The organism is Thiomicrolovo immobilis, from assembly GCF_039645955.1.
Lineage (GTDB): Bacteria > Campylobacterota > Campylobacteria > Campylobacterales > Sulfurimonadaceae > Thiomicrolovo > Thiomicrolovo diazotrophicus.
This window is the reverse complement of sequence record NZ_CP147916.1, coordinates 2,152,321-2,175,599: the sequence shown is the minus strand read 5'-3', so window position 1 is coordinate 2,175,599 and position 23,279 is coordinate 2,152,321. Positions and strand designations below refer to the sequence as shown.

The window sequence follows — 23,279 nt, the reverse complement described above, 5'->3', positions numbered from 1 at the left end:
TCCCGCGTATTACCGGCTGAACTGCCGGTTCTCCTCCAGACTTCTGATCAGGATCTCATTCATCCTTTTTTTATCGTTAAGTTTGATCTTTTTGTAGGTCTCTGTATCCCGTATCTCGTTGTTGAAGGCTTTCGAGATGACGTCGGAGATGACGAAGGTCTCTTTTCCGCAGATGATGGCGTTTTCATTCCAGTTCCCCACGAAGGCGCATTCGCGGTTATAGTCTTGGGCGAAGAGGTCGTGGCCGTGGGCATAGTCGCTTGTAGGGTTGTCCGCTCCCAGCATCGCCATCAGCGTCGGGGCGATATCAAGATGCGAGGTGAGGCGGGTCACCGTTTTCGGCGCCGTACCCGGTACGCGGATATAGAGCGGTGTGCCGACCTGTTCGCGGTCGTAGGCGGAGTTGTGGCCGTAGTGGTCGTGTTCGAAGAACTCCTGCCCGTGGTCGGAGAGGACGATGATGACGGCGTCGTCGTAGAGCCCTTTTGCCTTGAGGGCGGCAATGAAGCGCGCAAAGCGGTCGTCGACTTCGTAGGCGGCGTTTTTGTACATGTTGAAGAGCTCCGTTCTCTCCTCGGCGGTCGCCGTCAGGTACTGGCTGCTAACCTGGTCGGGGGTGTATTTCCGGAAAGCGTCGTCGTAGGCGCGGCTGTGGACTGAATCGAGCCAGACGAAGGCGAACATAGGTTTGTCCATCTCCTGCTTTCCGAGCCAGTCATCGAAATAGGCGACGGTCGCCAGGTCGTTTTCCGTCTTGGTGCCGTTGTAGTCATCCTTGATGGCGTCCTGGACGTCGTAAAAGATCGTCTGCCGGAACTCGGGCCAGGCGGTGTTGACGCTGGAGTCGATGCTGATCTGGTAGCCTAGTTTCTTGAGGGTCTCGAAGAGTACCGGCCCCTTTTTGGCATTGAGGAAGCCGAACCAGTAGCTGGAGTTGATGCCGTAGAAGATCGAGAAGAAACCGAAACGGGTATTGTTCCCGCCGCTGTAGTGGCGCTCGAAATCGACGGCCTCGCGTTTGAACGCGGCCATGTTCGGCATGTTGTCGTCGTTGACGATATCGGGGCGGAGGGCGTCGACGCCGAAGATGAAGATGTTGGGCGTTTTGGGATGGGTGACGCTGATGGGGTGCAGCGGGTAGCGGATGTTGGTGATCTTTTTGATATTGACGCTGATCCCGTCGTTTTGGGCTTTTTTCATGCCGAAAGTGCCGATGAGCAGGTCGTCCATCAGCAGCGGCTGGTAGAGGGGGACGACCTTCGTGCGTTCGAGGATGTTGCCGTCCAGGTGAAGGTTGGCGACGGCGTAGGTCAGCTTTTCGCCGACGATGACGAGGAAGAGCAGGGGCACGAAGCTGCGGTTCAGCCGGCGGTTGACCCGCAATGCCTTCTGGGCAGGAATCCGGGCGATCCGTTTCAGTCCAAGGAGCAGCAGCGCCGCCAGGACGGCAATGACGATGAAGACGATCACGACGGCCTGGCCCGTCATTTGCAGGCTGTCGTAGGCGGCCGGCGAAAAGAGGATATTGAGCACCATGCCGTTGATATGGAAGTTCCAGATGCGGTAGATGGCAAAGTCGGTCATGAGCAGGAGATCGGTGAGAAAGAACAGCAGCAGAAGCAGCACCGCCGCCAGACGGGTCAGGCGGAAAATAGCGCGCAGAAGCAGCCAGTAGATCAGGTAAAGCGTCGCCGTTGTCGAGAGCAGGGCCGCCGCGGTGAAGAGCAGGGCAGAGGGGGTGTAGTGGCTGTTGAAGAGGGCAAAAGCCAGTGAGAGCAGACCGGTCAGAAGCAGATTGGCTTTGAAAAAGAGGGCAAGATGCTGCGATGTCATGGTGTCACTTTTTTGTGAAAGTATACCAGAGGGGGCCAACACTGTATAATACGCCTTAAAAAGGGCATAGACGCGTGACATACTCGCCGGCGCAATACTATTTCGGTCTGCTGCGGCAGACGGTGAAACTCCAGCTGATTTTCCTGCTGCTGCTCTCCCTTTCCCGTCTGCTTTTCTTTTGGCAGTTTTCGCCTTCGAAGGCTTCCTTCCCCGGCCGGGAGTTGGCGGAAGCGTTCTTCCTGGGGCTGCGGATCGACCTGGTGCTTGTCTGCTACCTCATGGCACTGCCGCTGCTGGTGATCATCCTGAACCACCTGGCCCGCAATGTCGTACCGCTGCCGTGGCTGCCGCGGCTTTTTCGCGGATACTTCACCGCCGTCTACCTGATCGTAAGTGCCCTGGTCGGGATCGATTTCGGGTTCTACTCCTATTTCGGCGAACACATCACAATAATGCTCTTCGGCTTCTTCGACGACGATACCTGGGCCCTCGTGCAGATCGGGCTCAAAAACTACAATGTCACCCTGATCACAGGGCTGATCCTCTTTTACACCCTTGCGCTGGTCTGGCTCGTCGGCCGATTCTTCCGTGAGCTCCGTCCTTCCGTTGCCAAGACCGGTTCGATGAAAACGGCAGCCGTCTATCTTGTGCTGCTGCTGCTGGTCGGGGTGGGTGCGCGGGGCAGCCTCGGGCTTTTCCCCCTGCTCAAGGATGTCCCGGAGGTTTCGACGGACGTTTTTGTGAACGCCATCCCGCGCAGCGGCGTTTTTGCCTTCGAAAAAGCGCTCAAACAGTATCTGAAGGATAAAAACGGCGGTTACGATCTGATCAAGCGCAGCGGTTACAAAGGCAGAGTGCCGCAAGCCTTCAGGGACTATCTCGGTCGGGACCGGATCAATACGGCCGATCTCGCGTCGAACCTCGTGCGTACGACGCAGCAAAATGAAGCGGCAGCGGCGAAACCGCCCCATGTCGTCGTTGTCATGGTGGAGAGTTTCGGGGCGCCGATCCTGCAGTACCAAAGCCCTACGTTCGACATCCTGCGCCGGCTCAAGCGGCACTTTGACGAGGATATCCTCTTTACCGATTTCATCTCCGGCGGCAACGGGACGATCGCGTCGATGGAACCGTTCTTGCTCAACGTCGTCGCCCGCCCGGGCAGTATCGCCTACGGGCAGAGCCGTTACCAGCGTACCGCTTTCCCCCAGGCGGCGGCGCGGGTCTACAAAAAGGCGGGGTACGAGACGAATTTCGTCTATGGCGGGGACCTTTCGTGGCGCAACGTCGGCAGTTTTTTCAAAGAGCAGGGGTTTGACCATGTCGAAGGAAAAAGCGATATTGAACGCCTCTATCCTGGGGCGGAGGAGCATGATTACGGCGTCTACGACCGGTATACCTACGACTTCGTGCTGCAGAAGCTGGAGCAGGCGACGAAGCCACAGTTCGTCTTTATCCTGACGACGAACAACCATCCCCCCTATGTCCTCTCCAAAAGCTACGACTCGAAGCCGCTGGAATTCACGGAAAAACTGCGGGCGCACATTACCGGGGATATGGACCTGGCGCACCGTCGGCTGCAGGACTACCAGTACGCCCTCGATATGGCGGGGCGTTTCATGGACGGGGTCAAGGCCTCGGCACTCGGCGAACGGACCGTCGTCGCCATCACCGCGGATAACAACACCATCGAGGGGATCATGCATTACGATCATCCTCTGCAGGAGGGAAAACAGATCCCCTTCTATCTCTACCTGCCACCGTATCTGAAGGCTGAGCCGTTCGACCGCAACGTCAGCGCGTCGCACAATGACCTCTTCCCAACTCTTTACGGACGAACACTCTCCAAAGCGGCCTACACGGCCGTGGGGGAGGATCTTTATAACCCGAAGACGCTGCATTGCGGCTATAACGACGCGGGGGTCATCATCTCACGCGGAGGCGCGTTCAAGAAGGGCCATGCATCGAACGAAGCGCAGCGTGCCTGCGAGAAAAAGTACAACGCCGCACTGGCCGTGACCGAATACCTGGTGCGGCAGGCGCATGAACAGGCGAAACCCGTATGGGAAAAGGGGAGTGAATGAAACAGACTTTTAGGCGGTTCTGGCCGTATATCAAGGGGTATAAAGGCTACTATTTCATCGTATTGATCGGGATCATCATGACGGTGCTCGCCACCGTGGCGACGGCGCAGATCATGCAGCCGCTGATGGACAAGATGTTCATCGAGAAAGACCCGCAGATGCTCTACTACATCCCCTTGATGATGATCGGCATCTATGTCGTCAAATCGGTCGGGCGCTATCTTCAGGCCGTTTTCATGAACTACATCGGCCAGCACATCATCACCCGGCTGCGATCACAGCTGCTTGATCATATGCTGCACCTGGATATGGCTTTCTTGCACGCCAACCGCAGTGGGGAGCTGATCAGCCGCATCACCAACGATATCAACCGGGTCCAGTATTTCGTCTCCAATATGCTGCCCGAACTCGTCCGGGAGTCTTTGACGGCATTAGGTCTCGTCGTCTACGTCATCTACCTTAACGCCGAACTGGCTTTTTATTCTCTGGTCGTGCTGCCGCTGGCGATCTACCCGCTGATCCTCATTGCCAAGCGCCTGCGCCGCCTCTCGCACCGGTCGCAGGAGAAGAATGCCGACGTCGTCACGCGCTTGACCGAGGTCTTCAACAACGCCGAGATCATCAAGGCCAACGGCACCGAAGCCTACGAGATGGGACGCTTCGATGCGGAGAACAACAAGTTCTTCAAGCTGAATATGAAAGCGGTCTATACGAACGAGATCGTCTCGCCGATGATGGAGGTCCTGGGCGCCACAGGCCTGGCCGCCGTCATCTTTATCGCGGGGCAGCAGGTCTTTAACAACCAGATGACCGTCGGGGAGTTTACGGCGTTCCTGACGGCCGTGGGGCTCACTTTTCAGCCGCTGCGGCGCGTCAGCTCTATCTACGGGAAGATCCAGAATGCCATCGCCGCCAGCGAGCGGATCTTCAGCGTCCTCGACCGCGAAAGCATGATAGAAGAGGGGAGTGCGCTTCTGGAGGAACCGATCCGGGAGATCGGATTCAGCCATGTCGCGCTCGATTACGGGGGGACACGCGCCTTGCGGGATGTGTCGCTCTCCATCCACCCCTCCGAGCAGATCGCCCTCGTCGGCGACAGCGGGGGCGGGAAGAGTTCGTTGGTCAATCTCCTGCTCCGCTTTTACGATCCATCAGAGGGAGAGCTGCGCATCAACGGCAGGGACGTGCGGGAGTATGACCACCGTTCCCTGCTCAAGCAGATGGCCGTCGTCTCCCAGCGCGTCTACGTCATGCAGGACAGCCTCGCCGAAAACGTCGCCTACGGTCTGGAACTGGACGAAGCGAGGGTCATCGAGGCGCTGAAGCTGGCCGATGCCTATGATTTTGCCCAGGGATTGCCGGAGGGGATCCATACGCTGATGGAAGAGGGGGGGGCGAACCTCTCAGGCGGCCAGCGCCAGCGCATCGCCATCGCGCGGGCGATCTACAAGAACGCTTCCGTACTGATCCTCGACGAGGCGACCAGCGCACTGGACAACGAGAGCGAACTCCGCATCCAAAAGGCACTGGCGTCCTACACGAAAGACAAGATCACCATTATGATCGCCCACCGCCTCACGACGGTCGAACACGCCGACAGGCTCTACTTCTTCAAAGCGGGCGAAATCACAGATGCGGGCACTTTCGCGGAACTGATGGAACGTTCGGAGGATTTCCGGCGTATCGCCCGCAGCTACGAAGGGTAAAGGTTCTGAAGCGAGAAGACTTTTATAGGCGATTTTTTCTTTAATCGAGGCAGATAGGCGAAGTGTACTGCTGTACATGAACTTGTCGACAATGATGCGTCAAAAAAAATGTTGATTTGGGTAGAGCAAGCCCATTCAAATTTTCAAAGGCGATTTTTTCTTTAATCGAGGCGGAATAGTACGAAGCGTACTTATGTACGTGAGTGCTGTGACAACGAAGAGTAAAGGAAAAAGCGTCGAAGAAAATGGCTCCGGATACTGGATTCGAACCAGTGACCAAGTGATTAACAGTCACCTACTCTACCGCTGAGCTAATCCGGAATCGTTAAGAGGCCGAAATTATAAGGAAAACTCCCTGAAAAGTCAAGGATTTTTGGCGCGTTTACGGTGAAGGTTTTTGGCGGGCATGTAGAAGGTGATTCCCGAGCTGTCTTCGGCGACGATACGTCCCGTTTCAACGAGGGAGTGGAACCGCTCCCGGCTCTCGTCATCAAAGAGCAGGGCGATGTCCTCCATGCTCAGCGGCCGTTTGTCGAGGGTGTTGAGGATCGCATCATCGCTGTAGCGTCCCTGGCACGATTCGGCATGGGTGCGCGAGGCGATGTGGATCGGGAGGTCGGGGTCGAATTTGGAGGCGACCTCGTGCAGCTCGCCGTAGCTAAGCCCCTGTACGGGGTACGCCGGTGGGCGGTCGATCGTCCCGATATCGACCCGTTTGCAGGGGATGTCGTGCAGGACGCTGTTGAGCGCGGCGATCTCTTCGTCCGTGTCATTGAGGCCGTGGACGAAGAGGATCTCCAGGTAGAGGTCACCTTTGTACGCTGTGGCGAATGTTTTGACGGCATCCACGAGCGCAACGATCTCGATCCCTTCGGCGGGGCGGTCAATCTTGCGGAAGACTTCCGGGGTGACCGCATCGAGGGAGAGCTTGACCTGGTCGAACTTGAGCAGGGTCGCAAAGGTCTTCGGGTCGGTCAGGGTGGCGCTGTTGGTAAGAATGAGGGTCTTCGTATTGCCTTTGACGGCGTCAATACGGTCTACCAGTGTAGCCAGGTCGGGGTAGAGGGTCGGTTCGCCGTTGGCGGTGACAGTGATGTCGTCGATGCCGGGATGTTCGGCCAGGGCGCTTCGCAGTTCGGCGATGATCTCGTCGACGCCGCTGCGCTGCTTTTGTTCCGTGACGGGAGCGGCGGGGGCAAGCTCGCAGTAGAGACAGTCGAAGTTACACTGTTTGAGACCGGGGGAGAGGTCGATACCGAGGGAGGTACCGAAACGGCGGGAGTTGACCGGGCCGAAGATCGCACTCATCCCTGGGTCCTGCTTCTTAGGCGTCAGGCTTTGGTGCTGACGCGGTGGCACTCGTTGACGAAGTGGATGGCGTTTTCGACGGGAACGTCGGGCAGGATGCCGTGGCCGAGGTTGAAGATATGGCGTTTGCCGCCCATCGTCTTCTGGATCACTTCGATGCAGGCTGTCGTGGCCTCCTTGGAGTAAAGGCGGCACGGCTCCATATTGCCCTGCAGGACGTACTTGTCGCCGAGCTTCTCCTTGGCCAGGGCCATCGGGGTACCCCAGTCGATGCCCATGACATCAAAGTTGCCGTAGACGAGGCCGCGCTCGATGAAGGCCGCGATCCCCTTGGGGAACATGATGACCGGCACGTGCGGATACTTCTCTTTGAGATACTCGGCGATCTCGACCATGTACTGCCAGGAGAACTCGTCGTATTTGCCCGGTTCGATCGCCGCGGCCCAGGAGTCGAAGATCTGCACGACGTCAACGCCGCTTTGGATCTGCTTCTCCATGTAGTACTTGACGACCTCGGTGACTTTTTTGAGGACGCTGTGCAGCAGTTCCGGGTTGGAGTACATCATCTTCTTGCAGATGTTGTAGGTCTTCGTTCCCTGGCCTTCGATCATGTAGGTCGCCAGGGTCCAGGGGGCACCGGTAAAGCCGATCAGTGCTTTCTCGTCGCTGCGCTCGTCGAGCTGTTTGCGCAGCAGCTTGATCGTGTCGTAAACGTAGGTGAGCTTGTCCGCTGCTTCCTCGCCGCCGATGAGGCGGTCGACGTCCGCCTGCGTTTCGATCGGGTCGCTGAACTTCGGACCCTCACCCTTGACGAAGGAGAGGTCCATTCCCATCTCGTCGGGAATGACGAGGATGTCGCTGAAGAGGATCGCTGCGTCGACGCCGACGATATCAAGGGGCTGGAGCGTAACTTCCGCCGCTTTTTCCGGGTCGTGGCAGAGGTTGAGGAAACTGCCCGCTTTGGCACGGACTTCCATGTATTCGGGCAGGTAGCGGCCGGCCTGGCGCATCATCCAGACAGGGGTATACGGTGTCTCTTTTCCGAGGCAGGCATCGACGAAGATTTTACTCATTTATATTCCTATGGGTATTGATTTTGCCGGCGATCAGTGGGGCTGATCGCCTTTGTGCAGAAAGTAGAGGGCGAGTGCGAGCAGCAGGATCGACCCCGAAAAGTAAAGCATCTCCAGCGCCCCGTTGAACTGGGTGTGTAGCACGCGCTGGAAGAAGTTGACGACCAGGACCATGACGATGACCTTGGCGATCTTGTCTTTGAGCTGGTCAAGGGAGTGGATCTGAAGCACCGAGGAGCTTTTGCCGTCCTCGTCTTCGGCCGCATCGATCTTGGAGACGAAGAGCTCGTAAACCCCAAGGCTGAAGATCAGCAGCACAATGGCAATGAGGTAGAGGTCGATGGCCCCGATGATGCTCGCCACGACGTCTTCGTGCAGGTGTTCGGGGTGGGCGTGGTGCGCGACAACGTCCCATACCAGTACCAGGACGCCCCAGATGTCGAGGCTGGCGACGACGAAGAGGATGATGGCGCCGATCAGCGAAAAGACAACGGCGAACAGAGTGAAAAGGCGGCTGTTCCAGAGACCGGATTCAAACATCTTCTCAAACATCGGCACCCCCCATCTCTACCCATTTCTGCGCAATGCGCACGGCATTGGTCGCGGCACCGACGCGGAGGTTGTCCGCGACGACCCACATGTGGAGCATATTGTCGCGGTAGAGGTCGCTTCTGATGCGCCCGACAAAGGTTTCGTTGCGGTCGATACAGGCCGCCGGCATCGGGTAGACACCCTCTTGGGGTTCGTCCTGGATGACGATGTTCGGCGCCTTGGAGAGGACCTCGCGAGCTTCGGCGGCACTGAGGGCGCCGTCGAAGGTCATCGTGATGGCTTCGGAGTGGCCGCGCAGCACAGGGACCCGGACGCAGGTAGCGCTCAGTTCGACGGCTTTGTGCATGATCTTCTTGGTCTCGTTGACCATTTTGATCTCCTCTTTCGTATAGCCGTTGTCAGTGAAGACGTCAATCTGCGGAATAAGGTTCAGCGCGATCTGGTGGGGGAACTTGTTGTGTTCGCTTTCGTCCAGGCGGAAGGCGAAGAAGTCCTGCATCTGCTGCACAAGCTCTTCCATCGCTGCTTTGCCCGCGCCCGAGGTCGCCTGGTAGGTACTGACGTCGACGCGGAGTAGGTCGAAGGCATCGTCGAGGGGCTTGAGGGCCTGGACCATCTGGATGGTCGAACAGTTCGGGTTGGCGATGATCCCTTTCTTTTTCCACTCGCGGATATCTTCGGGATTGACCTCCGGGACGACGAGAGGGACCTCTTCGTCCATCCGGTAGTGGCTGGTGTTGTCGATGACGACGGCACCAGCCGCGGCGGCGAAGGGGGCGAATTTCGCCGAAACCGAACCGCCGGCGCTGAAGAGGGCGATCTCGATCTCCTCTTCGTCAAAGACGGTCTCCGTCAGCTCCTTGATGACGAGCTCATTCCCGCGAAATTCAACGGTATTGCCGGCACTGCGGCTGCTGGCCATCGGTACGAGCTTGGCCAGGGGGAAATCGATCTCTTCAAAAATGCGCAGGATCTCTTCGCCGACGGCACCGCTGGCGCCGACGACGGCTACGTTGTATTGTTTCATTACTGCTTACTACCTTGTAAAATTATTCTAAATCAAAAGATTGCTGTTCGGGCTCGATCTGGACACTCTCCGATCCGCCCTCTTCACCGTCATCCTCTTCGTCGGTCACGGGCTCTTTTTTCGGACAGCGGGAGATGCTGACGACATCATCGCCCTTGACGATGTAGACGCCGCTCGTATTACGGCTCGATTTGGAGATGCTCTCCATATCGACGCGGATCATCTTGCCGGCTTTGGTCAGCGCCATCATGTCCATATTTTCGTTAACGATCACACAACCGACGACATGCTGGCCGGTCTTGGCATTGAGTTTCATGGCGATGACCCCGCTGCCGGCGCGGTTGGTCAGGCGGTATTCGCCCGCCGTCGTGCGCTTGCCGATCCCCTTCTCGCTGACGGTGAGGATCTCCTGCTCGTCACTGTCGATGATGTTCGCGTCAACGACACGGTCGCCGTCATGTTTGAACTTGATACCGCGTACCCCGCGGGTACTGCGGCCCTGATCGCGGGTCTTGTCGATCTCGAACTTGATGCACTGCGCGTACTTGGTCAGGATGAAGAGGTACTTCGTCTCCGTCGTGGCGATCTTCGCCGTAATGAGCGTATCCTCGTCGTCGAGGACGATGGCGCGCACCCCGTTGCTGCGGATATTGGAGAATTCGCTGAGGTTGGTACGCTTGACGATACCATTCTCGGTAAAGAAGACCAGGGATTTCTCCTCGCTGAAGTCCTCTGTCGGGATGATCGACTGGATCTTTTCGTCCGGTTGGAGCTGGATCAGGTTGACGACCGCTTTGCCTTTGGCGGTACGGGAGCCCTCCGGAATGCGGTAGACCTTCAGCCAGTGCAGCTGCCCGCGGTCGGTGACGAACATCAGCGTATCGTGGGTGTTGCAGGTGAAGAAGCTTTCGATGAAGTCATCCTCGTAAGTCGTGACGGCGGTCTTGCCTTTGCCGCCGCGGCGCTGTTTCTCATAGTTCACCAGCGGCACGCGTTTGATGTAGCCGCGGTGGGTGATGGTAACGACCATCGGCTCGTTCGGGATCAGGTCCTCGATATCGATATCGTCGTAGTCGTCTTCGATGTCCGTACGGCGCGGATCGTCGTAGACCTCCATCACCTCGTTGAACTCCTCTTTGATGATGCCGCGGAGCACATCTTCGCTGCGCAGAACGCTCTCGAGATACTCGATGAGTTCAAGCAGCTCTTTGAGTTCGTTCTCGATCTTTTCACGCTCAAGCCCGGTCAGCTTCTGAAGGCGCATATCGAGGATCGCCTGGGCCTGGACCGGGCTGAAATCGAACTCGGAAATAAGCCCCTCTTTGGCGCTTTCGGTGTCTTTGCTGGCGCGGATCAGCTTGATGATCGCATCGATGTGGTCCAGTGCTTTCTTCAGACCTTCGAGAATGTGCGCGCGCGCCTTAGCCTTTTCAAGGTCGAAGATCGTACGGCGGATAATGACCGTTTTGCGGTGGTTGATGAAGTGATTCAGCATCTCCAGGATCGGGAAGACTCTCGGTTCCTGGTTGAGGATGGAGAGCATGATGATCCCGAAGGTCGTCTGCATATTGGTCGATTTGAAAAGGTTGTTGAGGACGATCTCGCTCATCGCGTCGCGTTTGAGCTCGATGACGACACGGATACCTTCGCGGTCGGATTCGTCGCGGATCTCGCTGATCCCCTCGATCTGCTTGTCCTTCACAAGGTTGGCAATGCTTTCGATCAGGCGCGCCTTGTTGACCATGTAGGGGAGTTCATCGATGACGATGATCTCTTTTTTGCGGGTCTGCTCGATATGGGTCTTCGCACGGACCTTGATGCGGCCGCGGCCGGTTTCATAGGCGTCGATGATCCCTTTTTTGCCGAAAATCGTTCCGCCGGTTGGGAAGTCCGGAGCCTTGATGTAGTGCATGATATCCGGCAGGGTCGCTTTGGGGTTATCGACAAGGTGCACGAGGGCCGACAGGACCTCTTTGGGGTTGTGCGGCGGGATGTTGGTGGCCATACCGACGGCGATACCAGATGAACCGTTGATCAGCAGGTTCGGGACGCGGGTCGGCAGGATTTCGGGCTCCTGGGTCGTCGCGTCGTAGTTGTCGATCATATTGACGGTCTCTTTGTCGAGGTCCTTGAGAAGCTCCCCGGCGTATTTGGTCATACGCGCTTCGGTATAACGCATCGCCGCCGCGTTGTCGCCGTCGATGGAACCGAAGTTCCCCTGGCCGTCGACCAGGGTCATACGCATGGAGAAGGGTTGGGCCATCCGGACCAGGGCATCGTAAACCGCCGTATCACCGTGGGGGTGGTACTGACCGATAACGTCCCCGACAATACGGGCGGATTTCTTGTATTTCGCCCCGGCGGAGAGATTGAGTTTGTCCATCGCGTAGAGGATACGGCGGTGAACCGGCTTGAGACCGTCGCGTACGTCCGGGAGCGCACGGCCGATGATGACACTCATGGAGTAGTCGAGGTAGCTGCTCTGCAGACTCTCTTCAATATTGATATTTTCGATTTCGCTGTTATCCAACGGTTCGCTCATGGCTTGTCCCACCTCGCACAGGAGCCCGCAGGCCCCATGTTCTAAGATTTTTGGCGCTTATATTAACCTATATATACTTAAACACGACGGGGGCGCTGGGGATGGACGACGGAAAGAGAAGGGTGCCTAAAAATTAAACAATCTTATAGAGCAGATTACCGACAAAATTGTATACCATTTTCATGAAACTTCCGCAGTCAAGGCTGCGAAAAAAGGATTAACCAATGAAGAAGTGGCTTTTGTCCATGATGATGCTTCTGCCGACGCTGGCGCTGGCAGAGGATACGCTCGATACAGGTGATACGGCCTGGATGATGGTGTCAACAGCGTTCGTACTGCTGATGACGCCGGCAGGTCTGGCACTCTTTTACGCCGGGATGACGCGTACAAAGAATGTACTTAATACCTATGCAATGGTAATGGGTGCGTTCGTGGTAGCGTTTGTGGTCTGGGTCATTGCAGGCTACTCCATCGCCTTCGGCGCGAACGAGAGCGCGGCACTGCAGAACGTGTTCGGCGGTTTCGGGAACGTCTTCCTTTCCGGTATCAACTGGTCTGACCTTTCCGGCAGCTACCCGACCTTCGTCTTCATCGCGTTCCAGGGTACGTTTGCAGCGATCACCGTTGCGATCGCATCGGGTTCCGCGATCGAGCGTATGAAGTTCTCAACATGGATGCTCTTCGTTGTCCTGTGGGGCCTGGTGGTTTACGCACCGATTACGCACATGGTATGGGGCGGCGACGGTGCCTACCTCTTCGATGAGGGTGCCCTTGACTTCGCCGGCGGTACGGTTGTCCACATGAACGGCGGTCTGGCCGGTCTGGTCCTGGCAATCATGCTCGGCAAGCGCGCAGGTTATCCTAAGACAGCCATGAAACCGGTGAGCATCATCCTCACCGCTGCCGGTGCGGCGATCCTCTGGTTCGGCTGGTACGGCTTCAACGGCGGTTCCGCATTCGGTGCGAACGCTGTTGCAGGCCTGGCGGTTCTGACAACGACAATCGCTACGGCGGCTGCCGGTGTCACCTGGATGCTGATTGAATGGTTCATGTTCAAGAAACCGACCCTGCTCGGTGTCGCTTCCGGTATCGTTGCCGGTCTCGTCGCGATCACGCCGGCAGCCGGCTTCGTCGGTGTCGGCGGTGCCTTCATCGTCGGTATCGTCGGTGCGCTCATCGGCTTCTTCGGTGTGGCGATCCTGAAAAAGAAACTGGGCTACGACGACAGCCTCGATGCTTTCGGTATCCACTTCCTCGCAGGTCTGTGGGGTGCGATCGCAACGGGTATCTTCGCGCTGAACGATCAGGACCTCCTCTGGGACGGTCCGCTCAAAGCAAGCGGCGACCGTATGGGTCAGCTCTTTGTGCAGTTCGAATCTGTCCTGATCGTCGGTCTGTGGACCCTGGTCGGTACGGTCATTGTTTACCTGATCTCCTCTGCGATCACCGGCGGTGCACGCGTTGACGAAGAGACAGAGACAATGGGTCTGGACGAATCCGTTCACGGCGAGCGCGGATTCAACATCTAATTGAACGGCTCGGGAGCCTCGGCTTCCGAACAGTGTTACAATACAAAGCACAAAAAGGATTGTCAGAATGAAAAAAGTAGAAGCGATCATCAAGCCGTTCAAGCTTGAGGATGTGAAGGATGCACTGGCTGAGATCGGTATTACCGGTATGACGGTCAGCGAAGTCAAAGGGTACGGGCGCCAGAAAGGGCACAGCGAGCTCTACCGCGGTGCGGAGTACGTCGTTGACTTCCTGCCGAAAGTAAAAATGGAGATGGTCGTCGAAGCGGCATCGGTCGACCAGGTCGTCGACACGATCGTCGAAGCGGCCCGCACCGGCAAGATCGGTGACGGTAAGATCTTCATCAGCGATATCGAAAAAATTATCCGTATCCGTACCGGCGAATCCGGCTCCGAAGCGGTATAACCTTTTCCATCAGGGCAGAGCTTTCTGCCTTGATTTTGTACATCCGGTACCATTGTCAAGAGTTTGATGATTAATTAATAATCATTTGTCTAAAAAAAGATCATGGTTTTCTTGATAAGATTTCATTTAGTCTTATGAGGAGAATACATGAAAAAAATTGAAGCGATTATCAAACCGTTTCGTCTCGAAGAGGTAAAGGATGCACTGGCGCATATCGGTATTACCGGTATGACGGTGAGCGAAGTCAAAGGGTACGGGCGCCAGAAAGGGCACAGTGAGCTCTACCGCGGTGCGGAGTACGTTGTCGATTTCCTGCCGAAGATCAAAGTGGAGCTGGTCGTAGGCGACGAGCAGCTTGAGCAGGTACTTGACACGATTACAGAAGCGGCGCGTACCGGCAAGATCGGTGACGGCAAGATCTTTGTCAGCGGCATTGAAAAGGTGATTCGTATCCGTACGGGTGAAACCGGTTCCGAAGCGATCTAGGCATCGCGATGGAAAATTTCGGTTATATTGTCGACACACTCTTCGCCCTCTTTGCGATGACGCTGATCATCTTTATGGTGCCCGGCTTTGCCATGCTCGAAGCGGGGCTTGTCCGTACGAAAAACGTCACTTCCGTTCTCACCGTCAATACGATGATCTATGCTGTTGCATCGGTGATGTTCCTGCTCGTGGGCTACCAACTGGCCTTCGGCGGCTGGGAGAACAGCGGAATGAGCATCTATGCCGCCTTTTTGTTCCAGATGGCCTTCGTCGGAAAGACCGTCAATATCATGAGCGGCGGGGTGAGCGAGCGGGTGCGGATTCTGCCGATAGCCCTTTTTACCGTTCTGATGGGAGGGTTTATCTATCCGCTCGTTGTCAACGTCTCCTGGGGCGCGGATCTGCTGGCCGGGACCGTGCTGGATCTGACGATGTACGACCTCGCCGGTTCGACCGTCATCCACTCGACGGGCGGCTGGGCGCTGCTGGCGGCTATCATGATCATGGGACCCCGTAAAGGGCGTTATAAAGACGGAAAGATCCATGTCATCCCGGCGTCGAACATCCCCCTGGTCGTGTTGGGTGCACTGTTGCTGTGGATCGGCTGGTTCGGGTTCAACGGCGGTTCCGTCGGTTCCATCGCGAGCAAAGAGAATGCGGATACCGTGGCTTTGACGATCATGAACACCAATACCGCCGGCCTGGCGGGGGCGCTGATCGCGGGGATCTTTATGTATCTGCGCTACCGCAAGTTCGATATCACGATGATCCTAAACGGTGCGCTGGGCGGGCTTGTTGCCATTACGGCTGGCCCTGATCTTTACGATATCCACACACCGATCATCATCGGTGCCGTCGGCGGCGCGCTGGTTGTCATTGCCGTCCCGCTGTTTGACAGGCTGAAACTGGATGACCCGGTCGGTGCCCTGTCGGTCCACCTGGTAAACGGCATCTGGGGAACCCTGGCCGTCGGCATCTTTGCCGCCGAGCCCGAAGCGGGGATCACCCTGCTTGGACAGCTCAAAGGGGTCGCAGTCGTTGCGGTGTTCGTTTTCACCGTGTCGTACGCGGCGATCTATATCATCAACAGATTCCTGCCGTTCCGTGCGGGAGACGATGAACAGGTTGAAGGGCTTGACGTGACCGAATGCGGTCTTGAAGCCTATCCGGAGTTCAAACGGGCATTTTGATCTCTTTCCCGGGCAATAGCTTGGGAAGGCGATCCTTCCTTCTTGCACCTTAGGGTGTTCTCAACGAATACTTTTGTTTTAATTGTTCCCTTTCTTCTTTGTGCGCACAAAGAAGAAACCGAACCCGAAAGAAGAAAGTGCGAAAGGCTGTCGCTTTCGGGACATTCCACGCCCCGGTGATCCGGTTGACACGCTAAATACCGTTTCTGGCTTGACAGATGAAGCGGACAGTGACATGCTTCACTTAGCACTCGCCCCGGAGGAAGTCCCCTTGGGGGATAGCACTTATTCTACGGTCACGCTTTTCGCGAGGTTTCTCGGCATATCGACGTCGTTGCCGAGGCGGATGGCGATCTCCATGGAGAGCAGCTGCAGGACGACCATCGTTTCAAAGAATTCGAGCATATAGTGGTCATGCGCGGCGATGGGGATGAAATCGTCCGCCTTTTCAAAGGGGACATCGCTGATGGCGCAGATGGTGGCATCGCGGGCACTCAGCTCTTCGACGTTGCTCTTCGTTTTGTCATAGAGCAGGTTCTTCGGCATCAGGGCGATCGTAAAGAGTTCCGGGTCGGCCAGGGCGATGGGGCCGTGTTTCATTTCGCCGCTGGGGTACCCTTCCGCATGGAGATAGCTGATCTCCTTGAGCTTGAGGGCGCCTTCGAGGGCGAGGGGGAAGAAGATGTCCCGCCCGATAAAGAAGAAGCCATGGCCGTGCAGATAGCGTTTGGAGAGACGGCGGATACGTTCGTGCAGGTCGTCGTGGACCCGGACGACGGCCGGCACTTCGCGCAGCAGACCGATCTGCTTCCGCAGGGTTCCGGCATCGATCGTGTCCTTGGTCTGGGCGACATAGAGGGAGAACATCCAGAGTACCGCCATCTGCGTCGCGAAGGCTTTGGTGGAGGCGACCCCCTTTTCGATCCCTGCCCGGGTGAGAATGGCGGCGTCCGCCTCGCGGACCATGGAGGAGTTGTCGACGTTGCAGACGACAAGGGTCTTCAGCCCTGCAGCTTTGGCCATCTTGAGCGTCTCCAGGGTATCGGCGGTCTCACCGCTTTGGCTGATAACGACGAAGAGCGTGTCGGTGCAGAGCAGGGGCTCTTTGTAGCGCAGTTCGCTGGCGATCTCGACGGAGGTACGGATCTTTCCGAGGCGTTCGAAGAGGTAGCTTGAAGCGAGGGCGGCATGGTAACTCGTCCCGCAGGCGCAGAGTTTGATCTCGTTGATCCCCTCAAGCAGGGATGGGTTGAGTTCGTCGAAGAGGATTGTGTCCTCTGTGAGCCGGCCGATCAGAGTATCGGAGAGCACTTCGCTCTGTTCGTAGATCTCCTTTTCCATGAAGAACCGGAATCCCTCTTTCTGCGCGGAGAGCTTCGACTCCGGCAGCGAGGCAAAGTGCGGTACGACCGCAGCGGCATGCGCATTTTCGAGATGGATCCCCGTGCGCGACACGAATCCAAGCTGGCCGTCTTCGAGGTAGATGACACGGTGGCATTTGCCGATCAGTGCCGCATCGGAGGAGCCGAAGAACTTCTCATCGCTCTCGTTCACGCCGACGATCATCGGGGAGCCGTGCTTTGCAAAAAAGATCGTTTCAGGCATCTGCTTGGTGACGAGCAGGATCGCGTATGCTCCTTTGAGGCGGCTCACGGTTTCGCGGAAGGCATCGAAAGGCTTCATCCCGCCGTTCAACAGGGATTCGAAAAGGTGGACGATCACTTCCGTGTCGGTCTGGCTCAGAAAATGGGCACCTTCTGAGATCAGGGCGTTCTTGAGTTCCTGGTAATTCTCGATAATGCCGTTGTGCACAACGTAAGAGGCGTCGCCAAGGTGGGGATGGGCATTGATCTCTGTCGGCTTTCCGTGGGTCGCCCAGCGGGTATGTCCTATGCCCGCGGCAAAACCGCTGGTTGTGAAGTCTGCCGTTTTTGCTTCGAGGTTGGCGAGCTTACCGACCGCTTTGAAGTAGGAGAACTCCTCCGCCTGCAGGACGGCGATCCCCGCGGAGTCGTAGCCGCGGTATTCGAGCTCTTTGAGGCCGTCGAGCAGGATCGCTTTCGTATCGTGTTTTCCGAGGTAGCCGACGATGCCGCACATTATGCTTTTCCTTTACAGAGCAGGGGGATTAATCGGTCCGCATTATTGCACATCTGCGGTGTCTTCTCGATTAAGAAATGGTCGCGGGCACGACGCTTCGTCGTATGGATTTTGGCCGTGACAATCTGCATATCCAGGGCATCGAGGCACTGGATGATAAAGGCCAGTAGCCCGCGCTGGTTTGCCGTATGGACGGCGAGTTCGGCGAGGCTCTTGGAGTGTTCGCAGTCGATGGTGATCTGGTCGGGTTTGATGTCGGGCGCTTCGAGCGAGACGCTTTTTTGCATGTCGAAGGACTCCTCAACGACCTCCCGGATGCTTTCGTACATATCCGGTGTCGGCGTCTGAAGGAAGTCGATTTTGAAGTACTTGACATCATCAAAGAGGGTAAAGACTTCCATCGAGACGACATCGAGGTAGCCGAGCCGTCCCAGCAGGTAGGTGAGGTTCAGGGGGATCTTCCGGAGGATCTCGATGCTCAGCCCCGTGCTGAAATCCAGGGCATACTGGTAGGCCTTGACTTCGCGGGCGCGCTGCGCGATCTGCAAGATCTCCTCCGGGCTGTGAAGGGAGAAGAAGATATTCGATTCAACCGAGAGTATCTTTTTCTGCAACAGGCGGGGGAGGGCCTTGAAGGTGTCGAGGCGCTGGATGCGTTGCTCGACTTTGAGGCGTCGCGCGGCGTCGGTGATCCGCTCTTTCTCCTGGGCGACCTCCAGGGAAGAGTGGTAGAGCTCGTTGAGCAGTTTCGCATTGAACGCGTTGTACGTCCCGGGGCCGACGCCGCTCATATCGGCATAGGTGAGAATGTAGAGCAGGGTCAGCAGTCGCGGCGTTTTGATGATCGACATAAATTTGTAGAGCGTCTTTTCACTGTGGATATTGTGCCGCTGGGCAATGATGCTCATCAGGATGTGATGGCGCACGAGCAGAGCGGCGTCATCGGTGATGTCAGCACTGAAGCCCATCTTCTGCATGACCGGGCGGATCAGTTTGACACCGACTTCGCTGTGGTCGAGTTTCCGTCCCTTGCCCGCGTCGTGCAGGAGGACGATGATCTTGAGCATGGTCCTGTCTTCAAGGCTGATCGTGTCATAGAGGGCCTTGACATCGGGGTCATCGATGGATTCAAAGGCCTTGACGCACTGGATGGAGTGCAGGCCGACGGGGTAGTGGTGGTAGCCGTCGAACTGCGGCAGGAAGAGTGCCTTTTTCAGCGCGGGAATCAGCTCCGCGAGGACGCCGGCGTCATAAAAGAGGCGGAGAAAACCGTAGGTGTGTTCACGTTCGAAGAGCTTGCGGAGCAGCTGTTTGACGGTTTTGCTCCGGGGGTGCGGCACGGTGGTATAGGTAAACTGGCTGACAAAGCTGTCGTCAAAACAGTAGGGACGGTCATCGAGGTTGATCAGGATGTTCAGGAGGGATTCGATCGGCTGTGCCTTGAGGTGGAAGGAGGCGAGTACTTTGTCTTTAGAGACAAAGACACCGCGATGCACCCATTGGCCCCGCAGTGCAGGCAGACGTGAGGCGTCGTAAAACATCGGCCGGATCATTTTGGTCACGAAGATGCTGCTGAAGTTGTGGATCCGCCACATCGCTTCGATCACCTGGGTCGCGAGTTTCATATCGTCGGAAAAGCCCAGCATCTTCCGCACCTTGGGCAGGTACTCAAGATTGAGCTGGTCGTTCTGTTTGCCGGAGGCGAGGTGCAGGGCGCTGCGCACCCGGAAGATCAGCTCCAGCGCAATCCGGTAGGCGCGGTAGGACTCCTCGGTGAAAATCGTGCCGTCGAGCTCCTTGAGGTTGGTGACGTCATAGCGGGTTTTGGCGACCCAGTAGAGCAGCTGGGAATCCCGCATTCCGCCGACGCCCTCTTTGATGTTGGGCTGCATGGAGACGGGGTATTTCGCCTGGCGCGTTTCTGCTTCGGCGAGCTTGGCCTCGATGAAGCGGCGCGGTTCATAGCGGCGGATACGTCCGAGCTCCCGCTGGGTGGAGTGCCAGGTGAAGTTGGAACCGACGATAAAACGGGCCTCCATCATCGCCGTCCGGATGGTAATGTCCTCGTCGGCGGCATCGAAAAGTTCGGAGACCTTGTGGACCCGGTGGCCGAGTTTCAGTCCGGCATCCCAGGCCAGGTAGAGGAACTTCTCGATGATCGCCTCGGTATTGTATCCTTCCAGCGGGACGTAGACGATCATCAGGTCGATGTCACTGTAGACGGAGAGCTGTTCGCGCCCGTAGCTGCCCAGGGCCATCAGGGAGATGGGGATGGCGTTGCGCATCGGTAGATAGTTGCCGAACATCCGCCGAAGCACCGTTTTGTACATTTGGGTGATGAACTGGTCGAGGGCTTTGGTATGGCGGACAAGGAAGTCTTTCCCTTGGGTTTGTGCGAAGAGGTCGGGCAGGGAATCGAGGTAGATGCTGATCGCCTGTTTGAACCGTTTCGAAATCTCGAAATCGCTGGCGTTTGTCTCGATAAGGGTCTCGATATCTTCTACAAGTGTCTGCAAGGGGGCTTTTCCTCTGATGAATTCTTATTATTATAGTGCTTTTAGCCTTTGGAGGTGCTCATCTGGCTATAATGCGCGAAAAGAAAAGCAGAGAGAAAGCATGACGAAAATTGCAAACCGCCGCATCGGTTTCGAAGAGGCGCTGGCACTGTACGACGAAGATCTTTTCAGCCTCGGCGAAAGCGCGGATGCACTGCGGCGCGAGCTGCACGGCGACAAGACCTACTTCAATATCAACCGTCATATCAATCCGACTAATGTCTGTAAGGATGTCTGCAAATTCTGCGCCTATAGTGCCAGTCGCAAAAACCCCAACCCCTATACGATGAGCCACGAAGAGATTCTCGGGATTGTCGATGAGATCGTTTCGCGTGATATCAAAGAGGTGCACATCGTCTCGGCCCACAACCCCGAAACGGGACTGCAGTGGTATCTTGATGTCTTCCGCAAGATCAAGGAGAAATACCCGCAGCTGCACGTCAAGGCACTGACGGCGGCGGAGGTGCATTTCCTCGCCGAGGAGTACGGCAAAAGTTACGACGAGATCCTCGACCTGATGGTCGAAAACGGGGTTGACTCGATGCCCGGCGGCGGGGCGGAGATCTTTGACGAAGGGGTCCGCGACTATATCTGCAAGGGGAAAGTCACCTCCGAACAGTGGCTCGAGATCCACCGCAAATGGCACCAGCGGGGCAAAAAGAGCAATGTAACGATGCTTTTCGGCCATGTCGAGGAGCGCCAACACCGTATCGACCATATGATGCGCATCCGCGATCTGCAGGACGAAACCGGCGGATTCAACTGCTTTATCCCGCTCGTGTACCAGTCCGAGAACAACTTCCTCAATGTCAAGGAGTTCATCACGGCTAACGAGATCCTCAAGACGATGGCGATCAGCCGTATCGTGCTCGACAACGTTCCCAATCTCAAAGCCTACTGGGTGACCTCGACGGTGAACCTGGCCCTGGTAGCGCAGGAGTTCGGCGCGAACGATCTTGACGGTACGATCGAGAAAGAGTCCATCAACTCCGCCGCCGGCGCCAAAAGCGCTAACGGCGTCGATCTCGAGGAGTTTGTGCACCTGATTAAAGAGAGCGGGTTCACCCCTGTCGAGCGCGACAGCCTCTATAACGAACTGAAAGTCTGGTAAGGTATAATCAGCCCATGGTATTAATGATCGACAACTATGACAGTTTTACGTACAACATCGTGCAATACTGCCTCGAGCTCGGCGCAGACCTGAAGGTCATCCGAAACGACGAGATGACGGTGGAAGAGATCGCGGCGCTGCAGCCGGAGAAGATCATTATCTCCCCGGGGCCGGCGACGCCGGACGAAGCGGGGGTAAGCCTCGCCGTCATCGACCGCTTCAAGGATGAGGTGCCGATTCTCGGTATCTGCCTGGGGCATCAGAGCATCGCCCAGGTCTTCGGCGGCAAAGTCGTGCGGGCGGGGAAGATGATGCACGGCAAGACGTCGGTGATGGAGTGCGAACCAGGCTGTGCAATCTTCAAGCATCTGCCGGAGTACTTCACGGCCACCCGTTACCATTCGCTGATCGTTGAAAAAGCGGGACTGCCAGAGTCGATTGAACCGATGGCCTACAGCCAGGACGATCGTGAGATCATGGCCCTGCAGATCAAAGACAAGCCGATCTACGGCGTACAGTTCCACCCCGAATCGATCATGAGCGAGTTCGGGCACGAGATTCTGGACAACTTCCTCAAACTATGACCCCTCGTCTGGCGCTCTTTCTCCTGCTCGGGATCGATGCCGCCATTCTCCTGTTTGAAGCCTCCTCCCTCTCACTGACCTTCCACGGAGCCAGGCTCCTGTATGATTATGAGCCTTCCGTCATGACGCGGATCATTCAAGCCTCGATTGCGCTGTTCGGGCAGAACGACGTGGCGCTGCGCCTGCCGATGATCGTGATGAACCTTATCAGTGCGCTGCTGCTCTACAACGTGGCGAAACCCTACGGCAGACATGCCCGGGAACGTGTCTGGCTCGTGGCGGTTTTTCTGCTGCTGCCGGGGGTGATCAGCTCTTCACTCCTGGTGGACGAGGCCGCACTGGTGACACTCGGGCTTTTCCTCTACCTCTTCCTGGAGCAGCGGTTCGGCAGGCGGGCAGACCTGCTGCTGCCGCTGCTGGCATTGATGGATGTCGCGTTTGCACTGCTGTTTATGGGATTGGCTGTACAGGCTTACAGGGAGCAGCGCTACCGCTACGTCGGTGCCTATCTGCTCCTCACCGTGGTCACGGTCTGGGTATTGGGCTTCAATACAGGAGGACTGCCGCAGAACCAGTTCCTTGATATGATGGGGCTCTATGCCGCGGTCTTTTCTCCTGTCGTTTTTGTCTACCTTGTTTACGTGCTTTACCGGCGTTACGTGACGGGGCAGGCTGACCTGCTCTGTTCTATTGCAGCGACGGCGCTGGTCCTTTCGCTGCTGCTCTCTTTCAGGCAACGGATCGAGATCGAACAGTTCGCGCCTTTCCTGATGGCGGCCCTGCCGCTGGGTATGCAGACCTTCTACCACTCCTACCGGGTGCGGCTACGGCCTTTCCGCAAACGTTACCGCCTGCTGTTTACCCTTGCAACCGCGTTGCTTGTGATCAATGCGGGGGCTGTCTTTTTTAATAAAGCGGCCTACCTTTTCCTGGACGAGCCCTCCCGCTATTTTGCCTACCGCGCTCATGTCGCCAAGGAACTGGCGGATGCACTGAAGGCGCGGGATATCACCTGCGCAACCTTTCCGCATAACCGCTCCATGCAGCTGCGGGTACGGTTCTACGGTGTGGAAGAGTGCGTAGGGACGGTCGTCCGCTCCGAGCGCCTAGCAGACCCCAAAAGTGTAACAATTCGTTACTATAATGTTCCAGTAGCTGTTTTTAGTGTTACAAATATACCCAAAAATTAATTCCAC

Annotated in this window: 17 protein-coding genes and 1 tRNA gene; 9 read left to right on the top strand and 9 right to left on the bottom strand. The window is 56.8% G+C overall.

Features of this window, described 5'->3' with window-relative positions:
• Positions 1 to 9 precede the first annotated feature (9 nt).
• Positions 10 to 1,833, bottom strand: coding sequence for a sulfatase-like hydrolase/transferase (locus WCX72_RS11255; RefSeq protein WP_345969851.1), 1,824 nt, complete (start codon positions 1,831 to 1,833; stop codon positions 10 to 12).
• A gap of 74 nt (positions 1,834 to 1,907) precedes the next feature.
• Here WCX72_RS11255 and WCX72_RS11250 point away from each other — a divergent pair, with 74 nt between their 5' ends.
• Together WCX72_RS11250 and WCX72_RS11245 are read left to right on the top strand one after the other, a co-directional pair.
• On the top strand, positions 1,908 to 3,914 hold the full coding sequence (locus WCX72_RS11250) for an LTA synthase family protein (RefSeq protein WP_345969850.1): 2,007 nt from the start codon (positions 1,908 to 1,910) through the stop codon (positions 3,912 to 3,914).
• On the top strand, positions 3,911 to 5,620 hold the full coding sequence (locus tag WCX72_RS11245; protein WP_345969849.1) for an ABC transporter transmembrane domain-containing protein: 1,710 nt from the start codon (positions 3,911 to 3,913) through the stop codon (positions 5,618 to 5,620). Before WCX72_RS11250 ends, WCX72_RS11245 begins: the two co-directional genes overlap by 4 nt.
• Positions 5,621 to 5,866: 246 nt before the next feature.
• On the opposite strand, the gene WCX72_RS11240 is transcribed toward WCX72_RS11245, so the two are convergent.
• The 6 genes from WCX72_RS11240 to gyrA form a co-directional block, all read right to left on the bottom strand.
• Positions 5,867 to 5,941 (bottom strand) — tRNA-Asn (locus WCX72_RS11240).
• A gap of 42 nt (positions 5,942 to 5,983) precedes the next feature.
• Positions 5,984 to 6,928 (bottom strand): radical SAM protein, encoded by a 945-nt coding sequence (locus WCX72_RS11235; RefSeq protein WP_345969848.1) that lies wholly within the window; start codon positions 6,926 to 6,928, stop codon positions 5,984 to 5,986.
• 23 nt (positions 6,929 to 6,951) lie between these two features.
• Positions 6,952 to 8,001, bottom strand: coding sequence for a uroporphyrinogen decarboxylase (hemE, locus tag WCX72_RS11230; RefSeq protein WP_345969847.1), 1,050 nt, complete (start codon positions 7,999 to 8,001; stop codon positions 6,952 to 6,954).
• A 33-nt stretch (positions 8,002 to 8,034) separates the two neighbouring features.
• Complete coding sequence (locus WCX72_RS11225; RefSeq protein ID WP_345969846.1) at positions 8,035 to 8,553, bottom strand: YqhA family protein; 519 nt, start codon at positions 8,551 to 8,553, stop codon at positions 8,035 to 8,037.
• A complete protein-coding gene (locus tag WCX72_RS11220) occupies positions 8,546 to 9,580 on the bottom strand; it encodes an aspartate-semialdehyde dehydrogenase (protein WP_345969845.1) in 1,035 nt (344 codons plus the stop codon). Before WCX72_RS11220 ends, WCX72_RS11225 begins: the two co-directional genes overlap by 8 nt.
• Positions 9,581 to 9,602: 22 nt before the next feature.
• On the bottom strand, positions 9,603 to 12,122 hold the full coding sequence (gyrA, locus tag WCX72_RS11215; protein WP_345969844.1) for a DNA gyrase subunit A: 2,520 nt from the start codon (positions 12,120 to 12,122) through the stop codon (positions 9,603 to 9,605).
• 224 nt (positions 12,123 to 12,346) lie between these two features.
• Between gyrA and WCX72_RS11210 the strand changes: the two genes are divergently transcribed.
• From WCX72_RS11210 to WCX72_RS11195, 4 genes are all read left to right on the top strand, one after another.
• Positions 12,347 to 13,651 (top strand): ammonium transporter, encoded by a 1,305-nt coding sequence (locus WCX72_RS11210; protein WP_345969843.1) that lies wholly within the window; start codon positions 12,347 to 12,349, stop codon positions 13,649 to 13,651.
• Positions 13,652 to 13,718: 67 nt separating this feature from the next.
• The gene (locus WCX72_RS11205) at positions 13,719 to 14,057 is read left to right on the top strand and encodes a P-II family nitrogen regulator (RefSeq protein WP_231018425.1); all 339 of its coding nucleotides are present in this window, start codon (positions 13,719 to 13,721) and stop codon (positions 14,055 to 14,057) included.
• A 147-nt stretch (positions 14,058 to 14,204) separates the two neighbouring features.
• Positions 14,205 to 14,543: a P-II family nitrogen regulator gene (locus WCX72_RS11200; RefSeq protein WP_345969842.1), complete on the top strand. Its 339-nt coding sequence runs from the start codon at positions 14,205 to 14,207 to the stop codon at positions 14,541 to 14,543.
• 8 nt (positions 14,544 to 14,551) lie between these two features.
• The gene (locus WCX72_RS11195) at positions 14,552 to 15,733 is read left to right on the top strand and encodes an ammonium transporter (RefSeq protein WP_345969841.1); all 1,182 of its coding nucleotides are present in this window, start codon (positions 14,552 to 14,554) and stop codon (positions 15,731 to 15,733) included.
• A 285-nt stretch (positions 15,734 to 16,018) separates the two neighbouring features.
• On the opposite strand, the gene glmS is transcribed toward WCX72_RS11195, so the two are convergent.
• Positions 16,019 to 17,833 (bottom strand): glutamine--fructose-6-phosphate transaminase (isomerizing), encoded by a 1,815-nt coding sequence (glmS, locus tag WCX72_RS11190; protein ID WP_345969840.1) that lies wholly within the window; start codon positions 17,831 to 17,833, stop codon positions 16,019 to 16,021.
• Positions 17,833 to 20,349, bottom strand: coding sequence for an HD domain-containing protein (locus WCX72_RS11185; RefSeq protein WP_345969839.1), 2,517 nt, complete (start codon positions 20,347 to 20,349; stop codon positions 17,833 to 17,835). The genes glmS and WCX72_RS11185 overlap by 1 nt, the downstream gene beginning before the upstream one ends.
• A 100-nt stretch (positions 20,350 to 20,449) precedes the next feature.
• Here WCX72_RS11185 and mqnE point away from each other — a divergent pair, with 100 nt between their 5' ends.
• From mqnE to WCX72_RS11170, 3 genes are read left to right on the top strand one after another with little or no spacing between them, the layout of a single operon-like run.
• Positions 20,450 to 21,499 (top strand): aminofutalosine synthase MqnE, encoded by a 1,050-nt coding sequence (mqnE, locus tag WCX72_RS11180; RefSeq protein ID WP_345969838.1) that lies wholly within the window; start codon positions 20,450 to 20,452, stop codon positions 21,497 to 21,499.
• A 14-nt stretch (positions 21,500 to 21,513) separates the two neighbouring features.
• Entirely contained in the window at positions 21,514 to 22,083 is a 570-nt protein-coding gene (locus WCX72_RS11175; RefSeq protein ID WP_345969837.1) for an aminodeoxychorismate/anthranilate synthase component II, read from the top strand.
• Positions 22,080 to 23,273, top strand: a complete 1,194-nt coding sequence (locus tag WCX72_RS11170; protein ID WP_345969836.1) for a hypothetical protein — start codon at positions 22,080 to 22,082, stop codon at positions 23,271 to 23,273. Before WCX72_RS11175 ends, WCX72_RS11170 begins: the two co-directional genes overlap by 4 nt.
• Positions 23,274 to 23,279: the final 6 nt, after the last annotated feature.